At 32.4% G+C, this 16,701-nt stretch carries 17 protein-coding genes; 15 read left to right on the top strand and 2 right to left on the bottom strand.

All coding sequences use genetic code 11. The annotated features are described in order from the left end of the window. Positions 1 to 52: 52 nt before the first annotated feature. The 10 genes from hppD (at position 53) to LPB87_RS11475 (ending at position 11,526) form a co-directional block, all read left to right on the top strand. Positions 53 to 1,213, top strand: a complete 1,161-nt coding sequence (gene hppD, locus LPB87_RS11520; RefSeq protein ID WP_129541135.1) for a 4-hydroxyphenylpyruvate dioxygenase — start codon at positions 53 to 55, stop codon at positions 1,211 to 1,213. Positions 1,214 to 1,506: 293 nt separating this feature from the next. Then, complete coding sequence (locus LPB87_RS11515) at positions 1,507 to 2,274, top strand: DUF3108 domain-containing protein (protein ID WP_129540537.1); 768 nt, start codon at positions 1,507 to 1,509, stop codon at positions 2,272 to 2,274. Continuing rightward, on the top strand, positions 2,274 to 3,215 hold the full coding sequence (locus tag LPB87_RS11510; protein WP_230727991.1) for a tryptophan 2,3-dioxygenase family protein: 942 nt from the start codon (positions 2,274 to 2,276) through the stop codon (positions 3,213 to 3,215). The genes LPB87_RS11515 and LPB87_RS11510 overlap by 1 nt, the downstream gene beginning before the upstream one ends. Before the next feature lie 20 nt (positions 3,216 to 3,235). Then, positions 3,236 to 4,456: a peptidoglycan DD-metalloendopeptidase family protein gene (locus LPB87_RS11505; RefSeq protein WP_230727990.1), complete on the top strand. Its 1,221-nt coding sequence runs from the start codon at positions 3,236 to 3,238 to the stop codon at positions 4,454 to 4,456. Positions 4,457 to 4,492: 36 nt separating this feature from the next. Continuing rightward, entirely contained in the window at positions 4,493 to 5,113 is a 621-nt protein-coding gene (locus tag LPB87_RS11500; RefSeq protein WP_230727989.1) for a hypothetical protein, read from the top strand. 45 nt (positions 5,114 to 5,158) lie between these two features. Beyond that, positions 5,159 to 5,491, top strand: a complete 333-nt coding sequence (locus LPB87_RS11495) for a hypothetical protein (protein WP_230727988.1) — start codon at positions 5,159 to 5,161, stop codon at positions 5,489 to 5,491. Between the two features lie 118 nt (positions 5,492 to 5,609). Further along, positions 5,610 to 7,253 (top strand): glucose-6-phosphate isomerase, encoded by a 1,644-nt coding sequence (gene pgi, locus LPB87_RS11490; RefSeq protein ID WP_230727986.1) that lies wholly within the window; start codon positions 5,610 to 5,612, stop codon positions 7,251 to 7,253. A 322-nt stretch (positions 7,254 to 7,575) separates the two neighbouring features. Further along, on the top strand, positions 7,576 to 10,404 hold the full coding sequence (locus LPB87_RS11485; RefSeq protein WP_230727985.1) for a TonB-dependent receptor: 2,829 nt from the start codon (positions 7,576 to 7,578) through the stop codon (positions 10,402 to 10,404). 105 nt (positions 10,405 to 10,509) lie between these two features. After that, positions 10,510 to 10,932: a hypothetical protein gene (locus LPB87_RS11480; RefSeq protein WP_230727984.1), complete on the top strand. Its 423-nt coding sequence runs from the start codon at positions 10,510 to 10,512 to the stop codon at positions 10,930 to 10,932. Between the two features lie 84 nt (positions 10,933 to 11,016). Then, positions 11,017 to 11,526 carry a septal ring lytic transglycosylase RlpA family protein gene (locus LPB87_RS11475; protein ID WP_230727983.1) on the top strand — a complete coding sequence of 170 codons (510 nt, stop codon included), beginning with the start codon at positions 11,017 to 11,019 and terminating at the stop codon, positions 11,524 to 11,526. On the opposite strand, the gene LPB87_RS11470 is transcribed toward LPB87_RS11475, so the two are convergent. Continuing rightward, positions 11,519 to 11,974 carry a DinB family protein gene (locus tag LPB87_RS11470; protein WP_230727982.1) on the bottom strand — a complete coding sequence of 152 codons (456 nt, stop codon included), beginning with the start codon at positions 11,972 to 11,974 and terminating at the stop codon, positions 11,519 to 11,521. The genes LPB87_RS11475 and LPB87_RS11470 overlap by 8 nt on opposite strands. A 74-nt stretch (positions 11,975 to 12,048) precedes the next feature. On the opposite strand from LPB87_RS11470, the gene LPB87_RS11465 reads away from it, so the two are divergent. From LPB87_RS11465 to nadD, 5 genes are all read left to right on the top strand, one after another. Continuing rightward, the gene (locus LPB87_RS11465) at positions 12,049 to 12,402 is read left to right on the top strand and encodes an ArsC/Spx/MgsR family protein (protein WP_230727981.1); all 354 of its coding nucleotides are present in this window, start codon (positions 12,049 to 12,051) and stop codon (positions 12,400 to 12,402) included. A 57-nt stretch (positions 12,403 to 12,459) separates the two neighbouring features. Further along, positions 12,460 to 13,320 (top strand): YicC/YloC family endoribonuclease, encoded by an 861-nt coding sequence (locus tag LPB87_RS11460; RefSeq protein WP_230727979.1) that lies wholly within the window; start codon positions 12,460 to 12,462, stop codon positions 13,318 to 13,320. A 69-nt stretch (positions 13,321 to 13,389) separates the two neighbouring features. Continuing rightward, positions 13,390 to 13,965: a guanylate kinase gene (gene gmk, locus LPB87_RS11455; protein ID WP_230727978.1), complete on the top strand. Its 576-nt coding sequence runs from the start codon at positions 13,390 to 13,392 to the stop codon at positions 13,963 to 13,965. Positions 13,966 to 14,028: 63 nt separating this feature from the next. Next, positions 14,029 to 14,451, top strand: coding sequence for a DoxX family protein (locus LPB87_RS11450; protein ID WP_230727977.1), 423 nt, complete (start codon positions 14,029 to 14,031; stop codon positions 14,449 to 14,451). A 118-nt stretch (positions 14,452 to 14,569) separates the two neighbouring features. Continuing rightward, entirely contained in the window at positions 14,570 to 15,151 is a 582-nt protein-coding gene (nadD, locus tag LPB87_RS11445; protein ID WP_230727976.1) for a nicotinate (nicotinamide) nucleotide adenylyltransferase, read from the top strand. 57 nt (positions 15,152 to 15,208) lie between these two features. Here nadD and LPB87_RS11440 read toward each other — a convergent pair whose 3' ends face one another. Continuing rightward, complete coding sequence (locus LPB87_RS11440) at positions 15,209 to 16,678, bottom strand: nicotinate phosphoribosyltransferase (RefSeq protein ID WP_230727975.1); 1,470 nt, start codon at positions 16,676 to 16,678, stop codon at positions 15,209 to 15,211. Positions 16,679 to 16,701 lie beyond the last annotated feature (23 nt).

Below are 16,701 nucleotides of genomic sequence, written 5' to 3'. Positions count from 1 at the left end.
TAATTATATCCATTTCAAGAATTATCTCATTATCTCATTTACAAATTATCTCATTATGAAAAACGTAAAATCAGTAGAATACGGATTAGAAAAAATCTTTGAAGGAGCACAAGACTTTCTTCCTTTATTAGGTACAGATTATGTAGAATTCTACGTAGGAAATGCAAAACAATCAGCACACTATTACAAAACAGCTTTTGGCTACCAATCATTAGCTTATGCAGGGCTAGAAACAGGAGTAAGAGACAAAGCATCATATGTTTTAAAACAAGACAAAATCAGAATTGTTTTAACAACACCCTTAACGCAAGACTCTCCTATTCACGAACATCTTAAAAAACATGGTGATGGTGTAAAAGTTGCTGCTCTTTGGGTTGAAGACGCCAGAAGCGCATATGAAGAAACTATAAAACGTGGCGCACGTTCGTTTATGGAACCTACTGTCGAAAAAGATGAATTTGGAGAAGTAGTACGTTCAGGAATTTACACTTACGGAGAAACAGTTCATATTTTTGTAGAAAGAAAAAATTATAATGGTGTTTTCTTACCAGGTTACAAAGAATGGAAATCAGATTATAATCCAGAACCAACAGGATTAAAATATATCGACCACATGGTAGGAAATGTAGGTTGGAATGAAATGAATACATGGGTAAAATTCTACGAAGACGTTATGGGATTCGTAAATTTCTTATCATTTGATGACAAACAAATCACTACAGAATATTCTGCTTTGATGAGTAAAGTAATGTCTAACGGGAACGGAAGAATCAAATTCCCAATCAATGAACCTGCTGAAGGAAAGAAAAAATCACAAATTGAAGAATATTTAGATTTTTATGGCGGACCAGGAATTCAACATATTGCTATCGCTACAGATGACATTATAAAAACTGTATCACAATTAAAAGCAAGAGGTGTTGAATTTTTATCAGCTCCACCACATACATATTACCAAGCAATTCCAGAACGCTTAGGAGTTCATATGGAAATGATGAAAGAAGACATCAATGAAATTGAAAAACTAGCCATTATGGTCGATGCAGACGAAGATGGATATTTGTTACAGATATTTACTAAGCCAGTTCAAGACCGTCCTACCTTATTTTTCGAGATAATTCAGAGAATGGGAGCTAAAGGATTCGGTGCAGGGAACTTCAAAGCCCTTTTTGAGTCAATTGAAAGAGAACAAGAATTGCGAGGAACGCTGTAAAAACGGTTTTTTTATGCATTATGCAAAAAAATCCTCTTTAAACTGATGCTTTTTTTGCAAATGTTATGTTAAACTGACTTTTTTACTATTATTTTTAAGGAGTTTGTATCTATCTTTGCACTCGCAAAACAGGAGGGGGTGGTTTCCTTCCTAAATTGATATAAATTTCATAATTTATAGTTTTTTGGTTAGTTAATAGCATAAAAACTCAGTCATTCCTTGACTGAGTTTTTTTGTTTTAATACATTTGGAATAGAATTTGCATTTATCTTTATAAATTGTCAAAGAAACTTATGAAAAAACTAATCCTCTCCATATTCGTCATTCTTACACTCAGCTTCGATTCCCAAAAAGAAGACGCATTCGACGTAGGCGAATGGTTCAAGTTTAGAATACATTACGGTATTATAAATGCTGGATATGCCACACTTGAAGTTAAAGAAGCTACAGTAAATAATAAAAAAGTATTCCATGCAATTGGCAAAGGATACACAACTGGTATGTCACGATTTTTCTTTAAAGTAGATGATTTATACGAAAGCTATTTTGATAAAGAAACCGGAGCCCCTTATCAATTTGTACGAAAAATAGACGAAGGCGGATACACCAAGAATCAAGAAGGTTTTTTTGCTCAAGATGGTCGAGTTCTAGTAAAAGATTACAAACACAAAACCGAAAAAACAGTCGCTGTTGGTAAAAATGTACAAGATATTATCTCTGCATTTTATTATCTAAGAAATCACCCTAATATAGACAAACTAAAATCGGGTGATTCAATAACGATTGATATGTTTTTTGACAACGAAACAACAAAATTTAAGTTAAAATTCGTAGGTCGTGAGGATATTACAACTAAATTTGGAACCGTTCCAACTATGATTTTCAAACCATTAGTACAATCGGGACGCGTTTTCAAAGAAAAAGAAAGTGTAACGCTATGGATATCAGACGACAACAATAAATTACCTGTTCGAGTAAAAGCAGAACTTGCTGTTGGCTCAATAAAAGCAGATTTAGATGCATTCAAAGGATTAAAGAATCCACTTAAAGTAAAAAAATAATGAATATCACTGATAATTCAGAATCAATTTTAAAAGAAATTGATAAAAAATACCACGCTATAAACCAGAAAACAGATGTACAATTGGAAGGTCTGCTTTGGTCAAAACCTATTACATATTGGGATTACATTCAAACTGACGCACTTTTAAATCTACAAATACAAAGAACAACACTTCCTGACGAAATGGTATTTATTATGTACCATCAAGTAAATGAATTAATATTCAAAATGATACTTTGGGAAATTGAACAAATTTCGGAGGTAGAAAACATACAAACTGATTTTTTCAGTGAACGTCTTTCTAGAATCACACGATATTTTGATATGCTAACCAATTCATTTAGCATCATGGAAAACGGAATGGAAGTTGAACAATATATGAAATTCCGAAATACACTAACTCCTGCCAGTGGTTTCCAAAGCGCACAATATCGCCTAATAGAGTTTTCATCAACCGATGTTATCAATCTAACAGATCGTAGATACAAAGAAACTTTTGATTCAAATACCGATTTAGAAACTAGTTTTGAGCATTTATATTGGCAGGCAGCCGGAAAAGATTACCAAACAGGAAAAAAATCATATTTACTTCAAGAATTTGAGAAAAAATACAAATCTCAATTTCTAACCCAAATGAAAGAATACCGAACCAAAAATATTTGGCAAAAATTCAAACAACTCCCAGAAGAAGATCAAAAAAACCCCACATTAGTCCAAGCAATGCGTCATTATGACCATACAGTAAATATTACTTGGGTAATGCAACATTTAAACACAGCTATAAAATACATCCTTGAGAGCGGAAAAGGAAATGGAGAAGCAACTGGAGGAAGCGATTGGCAAAAATATATGCATCCAAAATATCAACGCAGAATATTTTTTCCAGAATTATGGAGCCCAGAAGAATTAGCCAATTGGGGAAATGAAAAAGAAGTTTAATTAATAAAAAAAGGAACAGTTTGAAACAAGTAGCAGCAATTATAATAGTATTATTTTTAATAATATCATGTAATAAAAAAACGGATAAAATTGAAACTAAAACAACCAAACCAAAACCATCTAAAACTGAATTTGGATTTAATTATGCTGACTATAATGTAGTTAATGACACTATCGAAAAAGGACAAACCTTCGGAACTATAATACAAGGACAAAACATTGGGAACAAACAAGTTTACACTATTGTTGAGCAAATAAAAGATTCGTTTAATGTTAGAAACATTCGATACCACAAACCATACACACTACTTAGATCAAAAAACAAAACAAACAACCTCCAAGTATTCATATACCAACCCGACGCATTAAGTTATTATGTAATTGATTTACGAGATAGCATTGCAAAAGCATATAAAAAAGTAAAACCCGTTACTCTTAAACGAAAAATAATAGGTGGGGTTTTAAAAAGCTCTTTGTCAGAAACTTTAGGAAATGAGAGTGTCGAAGCTGCACTTGCAAGCCGAATTACTAAAATATTTGCTTGGTCTATTGACTTCTTTAAATTAAAAAAAGGAGATCGCTATGGCTTAATTTTCAAAGAACGCTTCATAAATGACTCTATTTATGATGGTGTAGAAGAACTAGAAGCTGCCTTCTTTGAATATAAAGGCAAAATCGTTTACGCCTTCCCTTTTGAACAAGATACTACATCTGGAAAAATAGAATATTACGATGATCAGGGAAAAACACTTAAAAACCTCTTCCTAAAAACACCTATAAAATTTAGTAGAATCACATCTAGGTTTACTAGCAATAGATTTCACCCTGTGCAACACACTTGGAAAGCGCACAAAGGAACTGATTATGCAGCTCCTACAGGAACTCCAATATCGACAACAGCGGCTGGAATAGTAGAAACTACAGGCTATACCGCTGGAAATGGAAATTTTGTTAAAGTAAAACACAACGGTACTTACTCTACTCAATATTTACATATGTCCCGAATATTAGTAAAACGCGGACAGCGCGTTACACAAGGTCAAACTATTGGATTAGTAGGAAGCACAGGTTTAGCAACTGGCCCTCACGTATGTTATCGTTTCTGGAAAAATGGTGTACAGGTAGATGCCTTAAAATTAAACCTACCAACAGGAGAATCATTGACTGGCAGAAACAGAGAACGCTTTTTAAACCAAATAGAACCTTTAAAAAGAGAACTGGATAGTATTGGGAATTTATAGCTTTTAATAAAATCTTTTTTTTTTAAATAGGAACCAATGAAAAACTCTCGACTTAAGTCTATATACAATGAAACTTTTTCAGGTTTAAAACTATTTTACAGAGATACAAATTTGACCGATAGCCTAATTTCTAATTATAAAGTCGGTCAAATAATTCATGAAAAAGGATTTACGGATATGAGCTCTTTAAACGGAGGACTTTCTGGAAATTGTAGATATATAATTGCAAGTGCTCACGCAAAAGACTTGTCTATATTCAATCCCGATTCAGCAAAGATCGGACATTTCCTATTAGACACTATTGCTTATTTTAAAGTATTAGACATCCAGACAATCGATGACAAAACACAGATTTTTCTTTTAAACATTCCTGACAATTCACTAACGCTTTTTAAAAATTCATCTTCAAACCTAGAAGAAGAAATTACAGAAGAAGCAAGAGATAGTTTTATTAACAAAAGAAACAATCTGTTGATTCCAGAACTACAAACTAAAGACTGGAAAGAAAAAACAAAAACTCCAATTGGAATGGATGATACTGGTGAAATGTTTTTTGATGATTCTAAAATTAAAATAGAATCACCTAAAAGAATAGAAATCAATATGACTAAGAAAACAATTGAGGTAAATAAAAAACCTTGGTGGAAAATATGGTAAAACTTCACACCTAAAAAATAACAATTCACTAAATCATATTAATTGATGAAACAAGTTCTATTAGTAGTTTATTCTATAATTGTATTAGGATGTTCCAATCATCAAACTTTTATTTTAAATGATACCGAGGCAAACAAATATTTTGTTTCAGAATCAATCAACCATGCTATCAAAGAAAATCAGATTGACAAATCTCCTTTGATTGTAATAAACGGAATTCCTTTTAAATACAACAAAAAACAAGATACTATATTATTACCTCTTAAGAAATCCGATATCCTAAATTTAGAATTCTTAAACCAAAATAGTAGCCGTATAATATATAATGAAAAAGAAAATGCTGGCGCTATCATAATAACTGCAAGAATTAAAGACTAACAAACATATAAATCGTTTTCGTAACTAATTGCTATATAATTGTGAAGGGTTACTCTATTAGAAACTAATTTCAGTATTTTTGTTGTTTAATAACCAAATTTTCAATTCAAACAAAAAAATGGCTTTAAACACAACAAACCCAACTGGGACTGAAGCGTGGAAAAATCTACAAAACCACTATAACGCAATTCGCGAAACTACGATACAAGAATTATTTCAACAAGATGGTGCTCGTGCTGAAAAATTCAATTTACAATGGAATGACATTCTACTAGATTATTCTAAAAATAACATCAATCAGGAAACCATCTCTCTTTTATTAGAATTAGCAAATTCAACTGGATTAAAAGATGCTATTTCTCAATATTTCAATGGAGAAACCATTAACCAGACTGAAAACAGAGCTGTTTTACATACTGCTTTACGCGCCAAACAATCAGCAGTAATAAAAGCAGATGGCGAAAACGTAATACCTGAAGTTTATAGTGTAAAAAACAAAATAAAAACATTTACTCAAGAAGTTACTTCAGGCACTAGAAAAGGATACACAGGAAAAACTTTTACAGATATTGTAAACATTGGTATTGGCGGATCAGATTTAGGCCCTGTAATGGCTGTTGAAGCTTTACAGTTTTACAAAAATCACTTAACAACCCATTTTGTTTCAAACGTAGATGGAGACCACGTTAATGAAGTTATCAAAAAACTAAACCCTGAGACAACATTATTTGTAATTGTTTCTAAAACGTTTACTACTCAAGAAACACTAACCAATTCTGAAACAATAAAAGAATGGTTCTTAAAATCGGCTAGTCAGGAAGATATTGCTAAGCATTTTGTTGCTGTATCAACTAATATTGAAAAAGTTACCGAATTCGGAATTAATCCTGATAACATTTTCCCAATGTGGGATTGGGTTGGAGGACGTTTTTCTCTATGGAGCGCAGTTGGTTTAAGCATCAGCTTAGCTGTTGGATTTGATAACTACGATGAATTATTAAATGGTGCTTATGAAATGGACGAACATTTCAAATCAGCTGAATTTGACCAAAATATTCCTGTAATATTAGCTTTATTAAGCGTTTGGTACAATAATTTTTTCGGAGCTGAAAGTGAAGCTTTAATTCCATACACACAATATTTACAAAAACTAGCTCCTTATTTACAACAAGCAACAATGGAAAGTAACGGAAAAAGTGTTGGCCGTGATGGAAAACCTGTAAACTACCAAACCGGAACTATTATTTGGGGAGAGCCTGGTACAAACTCACAACATGCATTTTTCCAATTAATACACCAAGGAACAAAATTAATCCCAACAGATTTTATCGGATACATAAAACCTTTATACGGTAATGAAGACCACCACGATAAACTAATGTCGAACTTCTTTGCACAAACTGAAGCTTTAATGCACGGGAAAACCAAAGAACAAGTTCAAGCCGAATTTGACAAACAAGGTATACCTGCAGACAAAGCAGCATTTTTATCACCTTTTAAAGTATTCGCAGGCAACAAACCTACAAATACAATATTGATCCAAAAATTAACTCCAAAATCTTTAGGCTCACTAATTGCCTTGTATGAACACAAGATATTTACTCAAGGAGTAATATGGAATATATTCAGTTTTGACCAATGGGGGGTAGAATTAGGAAAACAATTAGCTAATTCTATACTTGAAGAAATCAATACAAAAACAGTAAAGAATCACGACAGCTCTACTTCTTTTCTACTAAATCATTTCTTAAAAAATAAGTAAGCCTAAAAACTACATACCGTAAAATACATAAAAGCTTATTGATTCCTATGCAATCAATAAGCTTTTTCTTATAATACTAGTTTTCAGTATATTCAGTTAATCAAAAATTAACACCACCTCGCTTTTTCCCATCAACACTCATTGCTATTTTAACAAAAAATCAACTCATAAATTCAAAAAAATGACAATTTTACTACTATAAATCAATAAAACCGCTTTAATATTCAAGAGATTACGTAAAACATAATTTTCTTAACGTTTTGATAACATAATCCGATTAAATTGTTATAATTTTGCCAAAAACAATTAACTAAATAACACAATGAAGACAATGAAAAATTGGTTACTCACAGGACTATTGTTCATGATAGTTTCAACCGTATTTTCTCAAGGAAAAATCACTGGTATTATTACTGATGGTTCAAATTCTTTACCAGGAGCTAACGCTGTTGTTAAAGGGTCAACTGATGCTGGTTCTAGCGATTTTGATGGTAAATTTACTATTACAACTTCAGTAGCATCTGGAGAAGTAGTTATTTCTTACCTAGGTTACGATTCTAAAACAGTTAAATTTTCTCTTTCTAAAGGAGGGACTGTTAATTTAGGAACAATCATTTTAACTTCAAACTCTAACCAATTAGATGAGATTGTTGTAAAAAGTACTATAGTTGATATTGCTAAGGATAGAAAAACTCCTGTTGCTGTTTCTACTATAAAAGCTTCAGAAATTCAAGCAAAATTAGGAACTCAAGAATTTCCTGAGATCTTGAGAAATACACCTTCAGTATACGCTACAAAAGGTAGTGGTGGATATGGAGATTCAAGAATTACCATTCGTGGATTTGACCAAAAGAATATTGCTGTAATGGTAAATGGTATGCCAATTAACGACATGGAAGGTGGAACTGTTTACTGGAGTAACTGGGCTGGACTTTCAGATGTAACTTCAGCAATGCAAGTACAAAGAGGTTTAGGTTCATCTAAACTTGCTGTATCTTCTGTAGGAGGAACAATAAACATTGTAACTAAATCTTCTGACATGAAAGAAGGCGGATCTTTTTCTTCAGGATTTGGTAATGCAAATTACTTAAAACTACAAGGATCTTACAATACTGGAAAATTAGATAATGGTCTTTCTGCTTCTGTTTTATTATCACAAACTCGTGGAGACGGATATATAACAGGTACAGAATTTGAAGGTACTAACTATTATGTAGCTTTAGGATATGCTACAAAAAATAACAAACACGATTTTCAATTTACCGTAACTGGTGCTCCACAATGGCACAACCAGAGATCTTCAAACATTTCAATTGAAACTTACCAAAAATACGGTTCTATTGACAACCCAAATACAAGATATAATGCAGATGCAGGATATTTAGATGGAGAGACGTACAATATTAGAAAAAACTACTACCACAAACCAATTGCTTCTATCAACTGGGATTATAAAATAAACGAAACTACTAAACTTTCGAGTGTACTTTATGCTTCAATGGGTCGTGGTGCTGGAGCAGGTGCTTCAGGTGGTATTAGAGGAAAAGCTTACAGTGATGCAACAGCATTCAGAACAGCTAACGGATTAGTAGATTACGATAAAATTGTAGCTTACAACTCTGGTCAACCAGTTTTCATAAATGGTTTTACTGGATTACAAAGAAGAAAAGATGTTAACGGAGCTTACAGAAACACTTTCTCTTCAGGATCTAGTGCCGACACTCCTGCTGCTGCTTTAACAGGAACTTCTGGAATTTCTCAAACTTCTTCTATCAACTCGCATGACTGGTTTGGAGCTGTAATTAATTTAAACAAAAAATTAAGCAATACATTAACTTTAGATTTTGGAGTTGATGCTAGAACTTACAAAGGATACCACTTTACTGTACTAAATGATTTATTAGGTGGAGATGAATTTTACGATACATCAATCAAAAGCTTACAACCAGGTGGTAGAGTACTCACAAATACTTACTCTACAGACGTTGAATGGAATGTTTTCAAAAAAGTAGACTATGAGAAAATTTCATTCAATAGTACTGGAAATGTAAGATGGTACGGGGCTTTTACTCAACTTGAGTATTCTAAAGATAACTTAACTGCATTTGTTCAAGGAGCAATCTCTCAACAAGGATACAAAAGAGAAGATAACTTCTTATACGATCCAGCTGTAAATCCTGAATTAGCTTCAACAGACTACAAAAATATAGTAGGTGGTAACGTAAAAGGAGGAGCAAATTACAACATTAACGAGAAAAACAATGTATATGTAAATGCAGGTTACTACTCAAAACAACCGTTTTTTAACGCTGTTTACCCAAATAACAAATCAACAGTAAACCCTAACCTTACTAACGAAAAAATCATTGGTTTTGAAGCTGGATACGGATTCCGTTCTCGTTTCTTCAATGCTACTGTTAACGTTTATAACACAACTTGGAATGATAGATACTTAAAAGGTAAAGCTCTTCCAACTAGTGTTCAATACCCTTCAAATACTACTTATACAGAATACGTAGGTCTTAATGAAGTTCACTCAGGAATTGAATTTGAAGGAAGTTCAAATTTGACTGAAAAATTAAAAGTTAATGCAATGTTCTCTTACGGAATTTGGGAATACAAAGGAAATGCAACCGTAAATGCTTATTTACAAGCAGACAATACTCCAATTCCAGAGTTCACAGGGACTACAGTTTACATTGACAAAGTAAAAGTTGGTGATGCCGCACAAATAACAGCTTCTTTAGGTGCATCTTACGAAGTACTAACAAGAGTAACATTAGATGCAAACTACAATTTTAATGACAAATTGTACGCAGGATTAAGCCCAGTAGATTTTACTTCTCCAAACAACAAAGGAGCTTTAGAATTACCTTCATACGGAATATTGGATGCTGGTTTCTCTTATAAAATGCTTTTAGGTAAAGACAAAGACAAATCAATGAACTTTAGATTAAACGTAAACAACGTTTTAGACAAAGTTTACATTGCTGAATCTAGAACTAATTATTTCGCAAGCGATTTCATTAATGGAAAAGATGGGGCTACTTATGCTTCAGCTGGAAGAACATATAATGGTGTAGCAACAAACAATCAAGTATTCTTTGGTTTTGGAAGAACTTGGAACTTTACATTAAGTTATAATTTCTAATATTTAGAATCAAAATAATTATTAAAAACGGCATTAGCTTTTAGCTTAATGCCGTTTTTTTTATGCCACATTTTTGTTTATATTTGTTTAAAAAACTTTAGTTCTATGTACGATTTCATACAAAAATTCCACTCTGGATGGGCATATATTGTCTTAATCCTTCTATTAGTTGCAGTTGTAAATGCCATCATCGGTTTTTCTTCAAAAAAAGAGTTCACACCTACAGATCGTAAGATTGGTCTTTTTACTTTAATTGCAACTCATACACAATTATTAATTGGCTTGATTCTTTATTTTATTTCTCCGCTTGGTAAAGCCGCTTTCGGACAAATGTCAAATGCAGAACTTAGACTTACTTCACTAGAGCACCCATTAATCAATATCATTGCAATCATTTTGATAACTATTGGTTGGTCAAAACATAAAAATTTAATCACGAGTGAATCAAAATTTAAAACATTTTCAATCTTTTACGGATTAGGATTAGTACTGATTTTAAGTAGATTGCCATGGAACTTATGGTTCTAAAAATACAGAAAAAGCCCTAATTACAGGGCTTTTTTTTAATTTCGGCATATTATTTGTGTAAGTTATCACCTTAAAAATAAATTTATGAGTAATAAAACATCAATCTTTATCTCTATCCTTATCATTACTTTTTTAAGTTGCGGTTTTTCATATATTACAAGTCAAACCAAACCAGCTGAGCCTAAGATAATACAGGATACCCTAAAAAACCCAAAAAACAAAACAGTTGCCTCCCCTACTAATAAAGAAAATGACTCTATAACTATAGACAAAAATTCCAAATTAAAATTATACAAAAAATCTGCCCACGCTTCTTATTATGCTGATCGTTTTAATGGTCGAAAAACCGCAAATGGAAGTCGTTTCAGCAACAATAAATATACTGCCGCTCACAAAAAACTTCCTTTCGGCACCAAAGTAAAAGTAACAAACGAAGCCAATGGAAAATTTGTAATTGTAGAAATTACAGACAGAGGCCCATTTGTAAAAACACGCGAGATAGATTTATCCAAACGTGCTTTTATGGACATCACCAAAAACAAAGGTGCTGGTGCAATGAAAGTAACTATTGAGACAATCGAAAAAATTAAATAAATTTTCGAATACTCATCATGACTCCAAAATGGAGCGCTTCATGATAGTTATTATAGATTATCGCATCTTCCGCATTTTTAAAAGTAAAACCAAGGCTTGTCGTGAACTCATTATACGTATTAAATACTTTGGCATTATAATCTGCTTCTGTTTTAATTATAGTTTCAAAAAGTAATGATTTAATTTCCTCCAGTTCTTCTTGTGATATATCACCTTCAGGCTTGGTTCCTTTTCTATATTTTTCTACAAACCCATCCGAAACTATCATAGGTAATCCAGACAGCTTGTAAACTAAAATTTGCTGTGTAACAACAACATGTGCAATATTCCAAATTAGATTATTACTAAATCCTTCTGGAATTTTATTTAGTTGTTCTAATGAATAATTATCTAAAAATTGCGAAGTCAATTTTCTACTTGTTCGAATAATTTCAAATGTTTGATCCATGATTTTGTTTTTTTATAAAAATAGCCATTTTAAATATTTAAAAGGGTTTTCTTTGTACTCTAAATTTCGACGCTATGAATAAAATATACTACCTCGCTTCTTGTGATACTTGTCGCAAAATAATAAAAGGACTACCTAAAGATATAGATCTGGTATTTCATGACATCAAGCAAAATCCAATTACTGAAACTGAACTTGAAGAAATGCACCGTCTTTCTGGCAGTTACGAAGCGCTTTTCAGCAAAAAAGCACAATTGTATAAATCAATGGATTTAAAAAACAAATCATTGACAGAAGCAGATTTTAAAAAATACATACTAGAACATTACACTTTCTTGAGCCGTCCTGTCTTTATTATTGATGAAAAAATATACATTGGTAACTCACAACAAAATATCTTACAGGTAATGAAAGCTTTAGCGAAATAAGCTTCAACTGCATTACAGCAAATATTTCATTATCTTTGCCCCTTTATATCCAATTATATGATACAATCCATGACAGGGTTCGGTAAAGCTTCTTTGCAATTACCAACAAAAAAAATTACTGTAGAAGTAAAATCGTTAAACAGTAAAGGCCTAGACCTCAATGTTAGAATGCCTTCCCTTTACAGAGAAATGGAGTTGGGTTTACGCAATCAGATTGCATTGAAACTAGAAAGAGGTAAAGTTGATTTTTCTATTTTTATCGAAAGTACTTCTGAACAAACATCTACGAAAGTAAATGTTCCTATCGTGAGAATTTATATCAACCAGTTAAAAGAGGTTTATCCTGAAGCTGACGAAACCGAATTAATGAAAATGGCTATTCGTATGCCAGACACATTAAAAACGGAACGTGAGGAAATTGATGAAAATGATTGGGAGCAAATTCAAATTGTAATTGAAGAAGCATTACAAAATATCTTAACCTTCAGAAAAGACGAAGGAGAATCTCTTGAAAAAGAATTTCAATTACGCATAGGTAATATCCGTCAATATATGACAGATGCTTTGGCATTAGACCCCGAACGCGTTCAAGCTATTAAAGACCGTCTGCAAACTGCAATCTCTGAACTTCAGGTAAACGTTGATGAAAATCGTTTTGAACAAGAACTTATCTACTATCTAGAAAAATTAGATATAACTGAAGAAAAAGTACGTTTAACCAATCACCTTGATTATTTCCTAGAAACTATTGATGGCACTGAAGCCAATGGTAGAAAATTAGGTTTTATAACCCAAGAGATGGGACGTGAAATCAATACAATGGGATCTAAATCTAATCATGCCCAAATGCAAAAATTGGTTGTGATGATGAAAGATGAATTAGAAAAAATAAAAGAGCAGGTTTTAAATGTTTTGTAAAACAAGAAACCAAAAAGATATAACAAATACAAGCTTAAAGCATAGTGCTTCAAGCCAAAAGCATAAGTAATGAAAAAAGGGAAATTAATCGTATTCTCAGCGCCTTCCGGTTCAGGAAAAACAACCATCGTTAGGCATTTATTAAGTAAAAAAGATTTAAACCTAGAATTTTCTATCTCGGCAGCTTCCCGCGAACCTCGTGGAGAAGAAGTTCATGGAACGGATTATTATTTTATTTCCTTAGAAGAGTTTAAAAAACACATTAAGGCCGAAGATTTCCTGGAATGGGAAGAAGTATATCGTGATAATTTTTACGGGACTTTAAAAAGCGAAATCGAACGTATTTGGGCTTTAGGCAAAAATGTGATTTTTGATATTGACGTTTCTGGAGGATTGCGTATTAAACATAAATTTCCTAAAGAAACTCTTGCAGTTTTTGTGAAACCACCAAGTATCGATGAACTAAAAATTCGTTTGAAAAAACGCTCGACCGAAAGTGAAGATAAAATCAATATGCGCATTGCTAAAGCATCTGTAGAATTAGCAACTGCACCACAATTTGACAAAATCATCAAAAACTACGATTTGGATACCGCCAAAGAAGAAGCGTATCAACTGGTAAAAGAATTCATTAATAAAGAATAACATTCCTACGCTATAAAAAGCAATATAAAACCAAAATTATTTTAAAATAAAAACAGTATTATTATGAATAGATTATTTCAAGTAAAAAGAAACGAAAACAACGTAGATTTTATCATTCTTATAATCCGATTATCAATTGCTACATTGATGATTTTTCATGGTTTACCAAAGTTAAATACACTTTTAGCAGGAGGTGAAATTCAATTCCCTGATCCTCTTGGAGTAGGAAACACGCTTTCTTTAGGACTTGCTGTTTTTGCAGAATTTGTATGTTCATTTCTTATCGCAATAGGATTAGGCACAAGATTAGCTTCAATCCCTTTAATAATAACAATGGCAGTTGCAGTATTTGTTATTCATGGAGCCGACCCAATCGATGTTAAAGAAATGGCTATTTTATATCTATTATTTTATTTACTCCTTTTTGTAACTGGAAGTGGTAAATTCTCAATAGACAACTTCATTAGTAAAAAGAGTCGTTTTTAAGCTTTACAGCTAATATTTTTAGAACAATTTGAAAATAAAAAAGTACACACTACCTCATCCTGTTAAATAATGATGTAGTTACTCACTATTTATTCGATCAAACAAAATTACCTTTTTTATGAAAATTGGTCTTTATTTCGGAACTTTCAATCCCATACATGTTGGGCATCTAATCATTGCCAATCACATGGCAGAACATGCCGATTTAGACCAGGTTTGGATGGTAGTTACACCTCATAACCCTCTTAAAAAGAAGAATACTTTACTCGATGACTATCATCGCTTGCAAATGGTTCATCTGGCTACAGATAGTTTTGAAAAATTAAAACCTTCGGATATTGAGTTTAAACTCTCTCAGCCTAATTATACTGTAAATACATTAGTTCATTTACAAGAAAGATATCCTAATCATGAATTTTCATTGATTATGGGCGAAGACAACTTGAAGACTCTTCACAAATGGAAAAACTATGAAATAATCCTTCAAGATTATGACATTTATGTTTATCCTCGAATTTCATCTGAAGTAGAGAATTTAGAATTAAAAAACCATCCTAAAATTCATTTAATAGATGCGCCTATTGTAGAAATATCTTCTACTTTTATTCGTAACAATATTAAAGAAGGAAAAAATATTCAACCACTATTACCAGAAAAAGTCTGGGAATATATTGACCACAATAATTTCTACAAAAAGTAATTTGTATAAAAATAAAAAAGCCTAAATGAATTAACATTTAGGCTTTTTCTTTATTGATTAGCTTATAACAGGCTCTTCTTTTTTTACGTTATTTCTGATTTCTGATAATGAATGGTCGATTAATAATTTACCATCCCTAAAGACTTCTTTTAACTCTCCTTTACGTTCTTCTTCCCAAGAAACATTATCGGTTAAATGATATACGCCATCTACTAAGTCAATTTTCATTAATCCTTTGGCAGACTTCTTAGTACCATCATCTGTAATTGGATCTTTAAAAATAGCCCTTCCTTCACCATTTACTTCTCCATAAGTTGCTTTCATTGCAAATCCAAATGTATCTCTGGTATTGTATTGATATGTAAACGAACCTATTCCAAGAACCACATTTGTAGAAGCAAAACCTTTAGATTTTAATCTTTCACAAATTTGAGTTGCTCTGGCTACAGTAATACTATCCCCATATATTGCTCCAATTTGAGGCACTAATTCTTTATATCCTTTGCTATTTGTAGTTCCTCCAAAAACGTCCCAAATTAACTCAATAACACCTTTCTTTTCTTCTTCTGTTTTCCCATTTGGATTACCGCAAATAATATCAACAGGATCTCCACTATCAGGTCTGATTACTACTTTTCCTTCTCTTGAGATAATTTCGTCTTTTAATCGAGGCAAATAATCCGTTAATACCTTCCACAAATCCCAAGTATCTGCAACTATCGAAACTATTCCTTTAGGATACACTTCGCAAATCAATCTCTTAAATGTATCGTATTCCCCTTCAGTTGTCCCCATACACATTACTGAATGCTCGGTTGCAGCTACTGATCCAGCAACAAGCTCAACATCTGAATTAGCATTGTAATACTCCTCTAGAAAATCAATTGCAGGAATAGTATCAGAACCTGCAAAACTCAATAAATGTCCTGCCGAAGATGTTACAGCCGCTTCTATCCCTCCCATTCCTCTCATAGAGAAATCATGTCCTTGCCAATCTACAAACTCTGGAGCTGATGACGTTTCTTGTGCATATTTATCAAGTACAATTCTATACTGTTTAGCAATTGTTGCAGAGTTACATGGCAACCAAACCACTGCTGAAAGCAATGTTTCGAAATAATTTGTTAACCAGAAAAATTCTGGAAGCGTATTATACATTGTAAACATAGGTACACGAACAGGGACGCTTGTTCCTTCCGGCAATGCTTTGAAAACCATAGGGATATATCCTAAATCATGTAAATCTTCAATATGTTTCGTTCCAACTAAGTTCTCACCTAAATAGTTATTGATTCTTCTTGCATATTTTTTCACAACCTCTTCTTTTGGCTGTTTAAAAAAGTACAAATCAAAATCCTGAATAATATACTTTTTGATAAAATATTGCAATCCGAAAAACACAACCTCATCGACTCCTTCTATTCTTGATTTTCTTGGCGTCCAATTAGAATATACTAATGTTGTTCCTATTGGGTATTGTCTTCTGTGGTCTACTTTATAACCATCTGTTAGTAATAATGGGTTCATGGTTTATTATTTTAATTTATACG

This window comes from Flavobacterium sp. EDS (assembly GCF_020991525.1).
Lineage (GTDB): Bacteria > Bacteroidota > Bacteroidia > Flavobacteriales > Flavobacteriaceae > Flavobacterium.
The sequence above is the reverse complement of the archived record's forward strand: the minus strand, read 5'-3'. Positions and strand labels throughout refer to the sequence as shown.

Excerpts from the sequence above, each read along its gene's own strand:
- LPB87_RS11495 (WP_230727988.1), top strand. The coding sequence starts at position 5,159 with ATGAAACAAGTTCTATTAGTAGTTTATTCTATAATTGTATTAGGATGT.
- LPB87_RS11440 (WP_230727975.1), bottom strand. The coding sequence starts at position 16,678 with ATGAACCCATTATTACTAACAGATGGTTATAAAGTAGACCACAGAAGA.
- LPB87_RS11470 (WP_230727982.1), bottom strand. The coding sequence starts at position 11,974 with ATGGATCAAACATTTGAAATTATTCGAACAAGTAGAAAATTGACTTCG.
- nadD (WP_230727976.1), top strand. The coding sequence starts at position 14,570 with ATGAAAATTGGTCTTTATTTCGGAACTTTCAATCCCATACATGTTGGG.
- LPB87_RS11510 (WP_230727991.1), top strand. The coding sequence starts at position 2,274 with ATGAATATCACTGATAATTCAGAATCAATTTTAAAAGAAATTGATAAA.
- LPB87_RS11515 (WP_129540537.1), top strand. The coding sequence starts at position 1,507 with ATGAAAAAACTAATCCTCTCCATATTCGTCATTCTTACACTCAGCTTC.
- LPB87_RS11460 (WP_230727979.1), top strand. The coding sequence starts at position 12,460 with ATGATACAATCCATGACAGGGTTCGGTAAAGCTTCTTTGCAATTACCA.
- LPB87_RS11480 (WP_230727984.1), top strand. The coding sequence starts at position 10,510 with ATGTACGATTTCATACAAAAATTCCACTCTGGATGGGCATATATTGTC.
- LPB87_RS11485 (WP_230727985.1), top strand. The coding sequence starts at position 7,576 with ATGAAGACAATGAAAAATTGGTTACTCACAGGACTATTGTTCATGATA.
- LPB87_RS11465 (WP_230727981.1), top strand. The coding sequence starts at position 12,049 with ATGAATAAAATATACTACCTCGCTTCTTGTGATACTTGTCGCAAAATA.
- LPB87_RS11450 (WP_230727977.1), top strand. The coding sequence starts at position 14,029 with ATGAATAGATTATTTCAAGTAAAAAGAAACGAAAACAACGTAGATTTT.
- gmk (WP_230727978.1), top strand. The coding sequence starts at position 13,390 with ATGAAAAAAGGGAAATTAATCGTATTCTCAGCGCCTTCCGGTTCAGGA.
- LPB87_RS11475 (WP_230727983.1), top strand. The coding sequence starts at position 11,017 with ATGAGTAATAAAACATCAATCTTTATCTCTATCCTTATCATTACTTTT.
- LPB87_RS11500 (WP_230727989.1), top strand. The coding sequence starts at position 4,493 with ATGAAAAACTCTCGACTTAAGTCTATATACAATGAAACTTTTTCAGGT.
- pgi (WP_230727986.1), top strand. The coding sequence starts at position 5,610 with ATGGCTTTAAACACAACAAACCCAACTGGGACTGAAGCGTGGAAAAAT.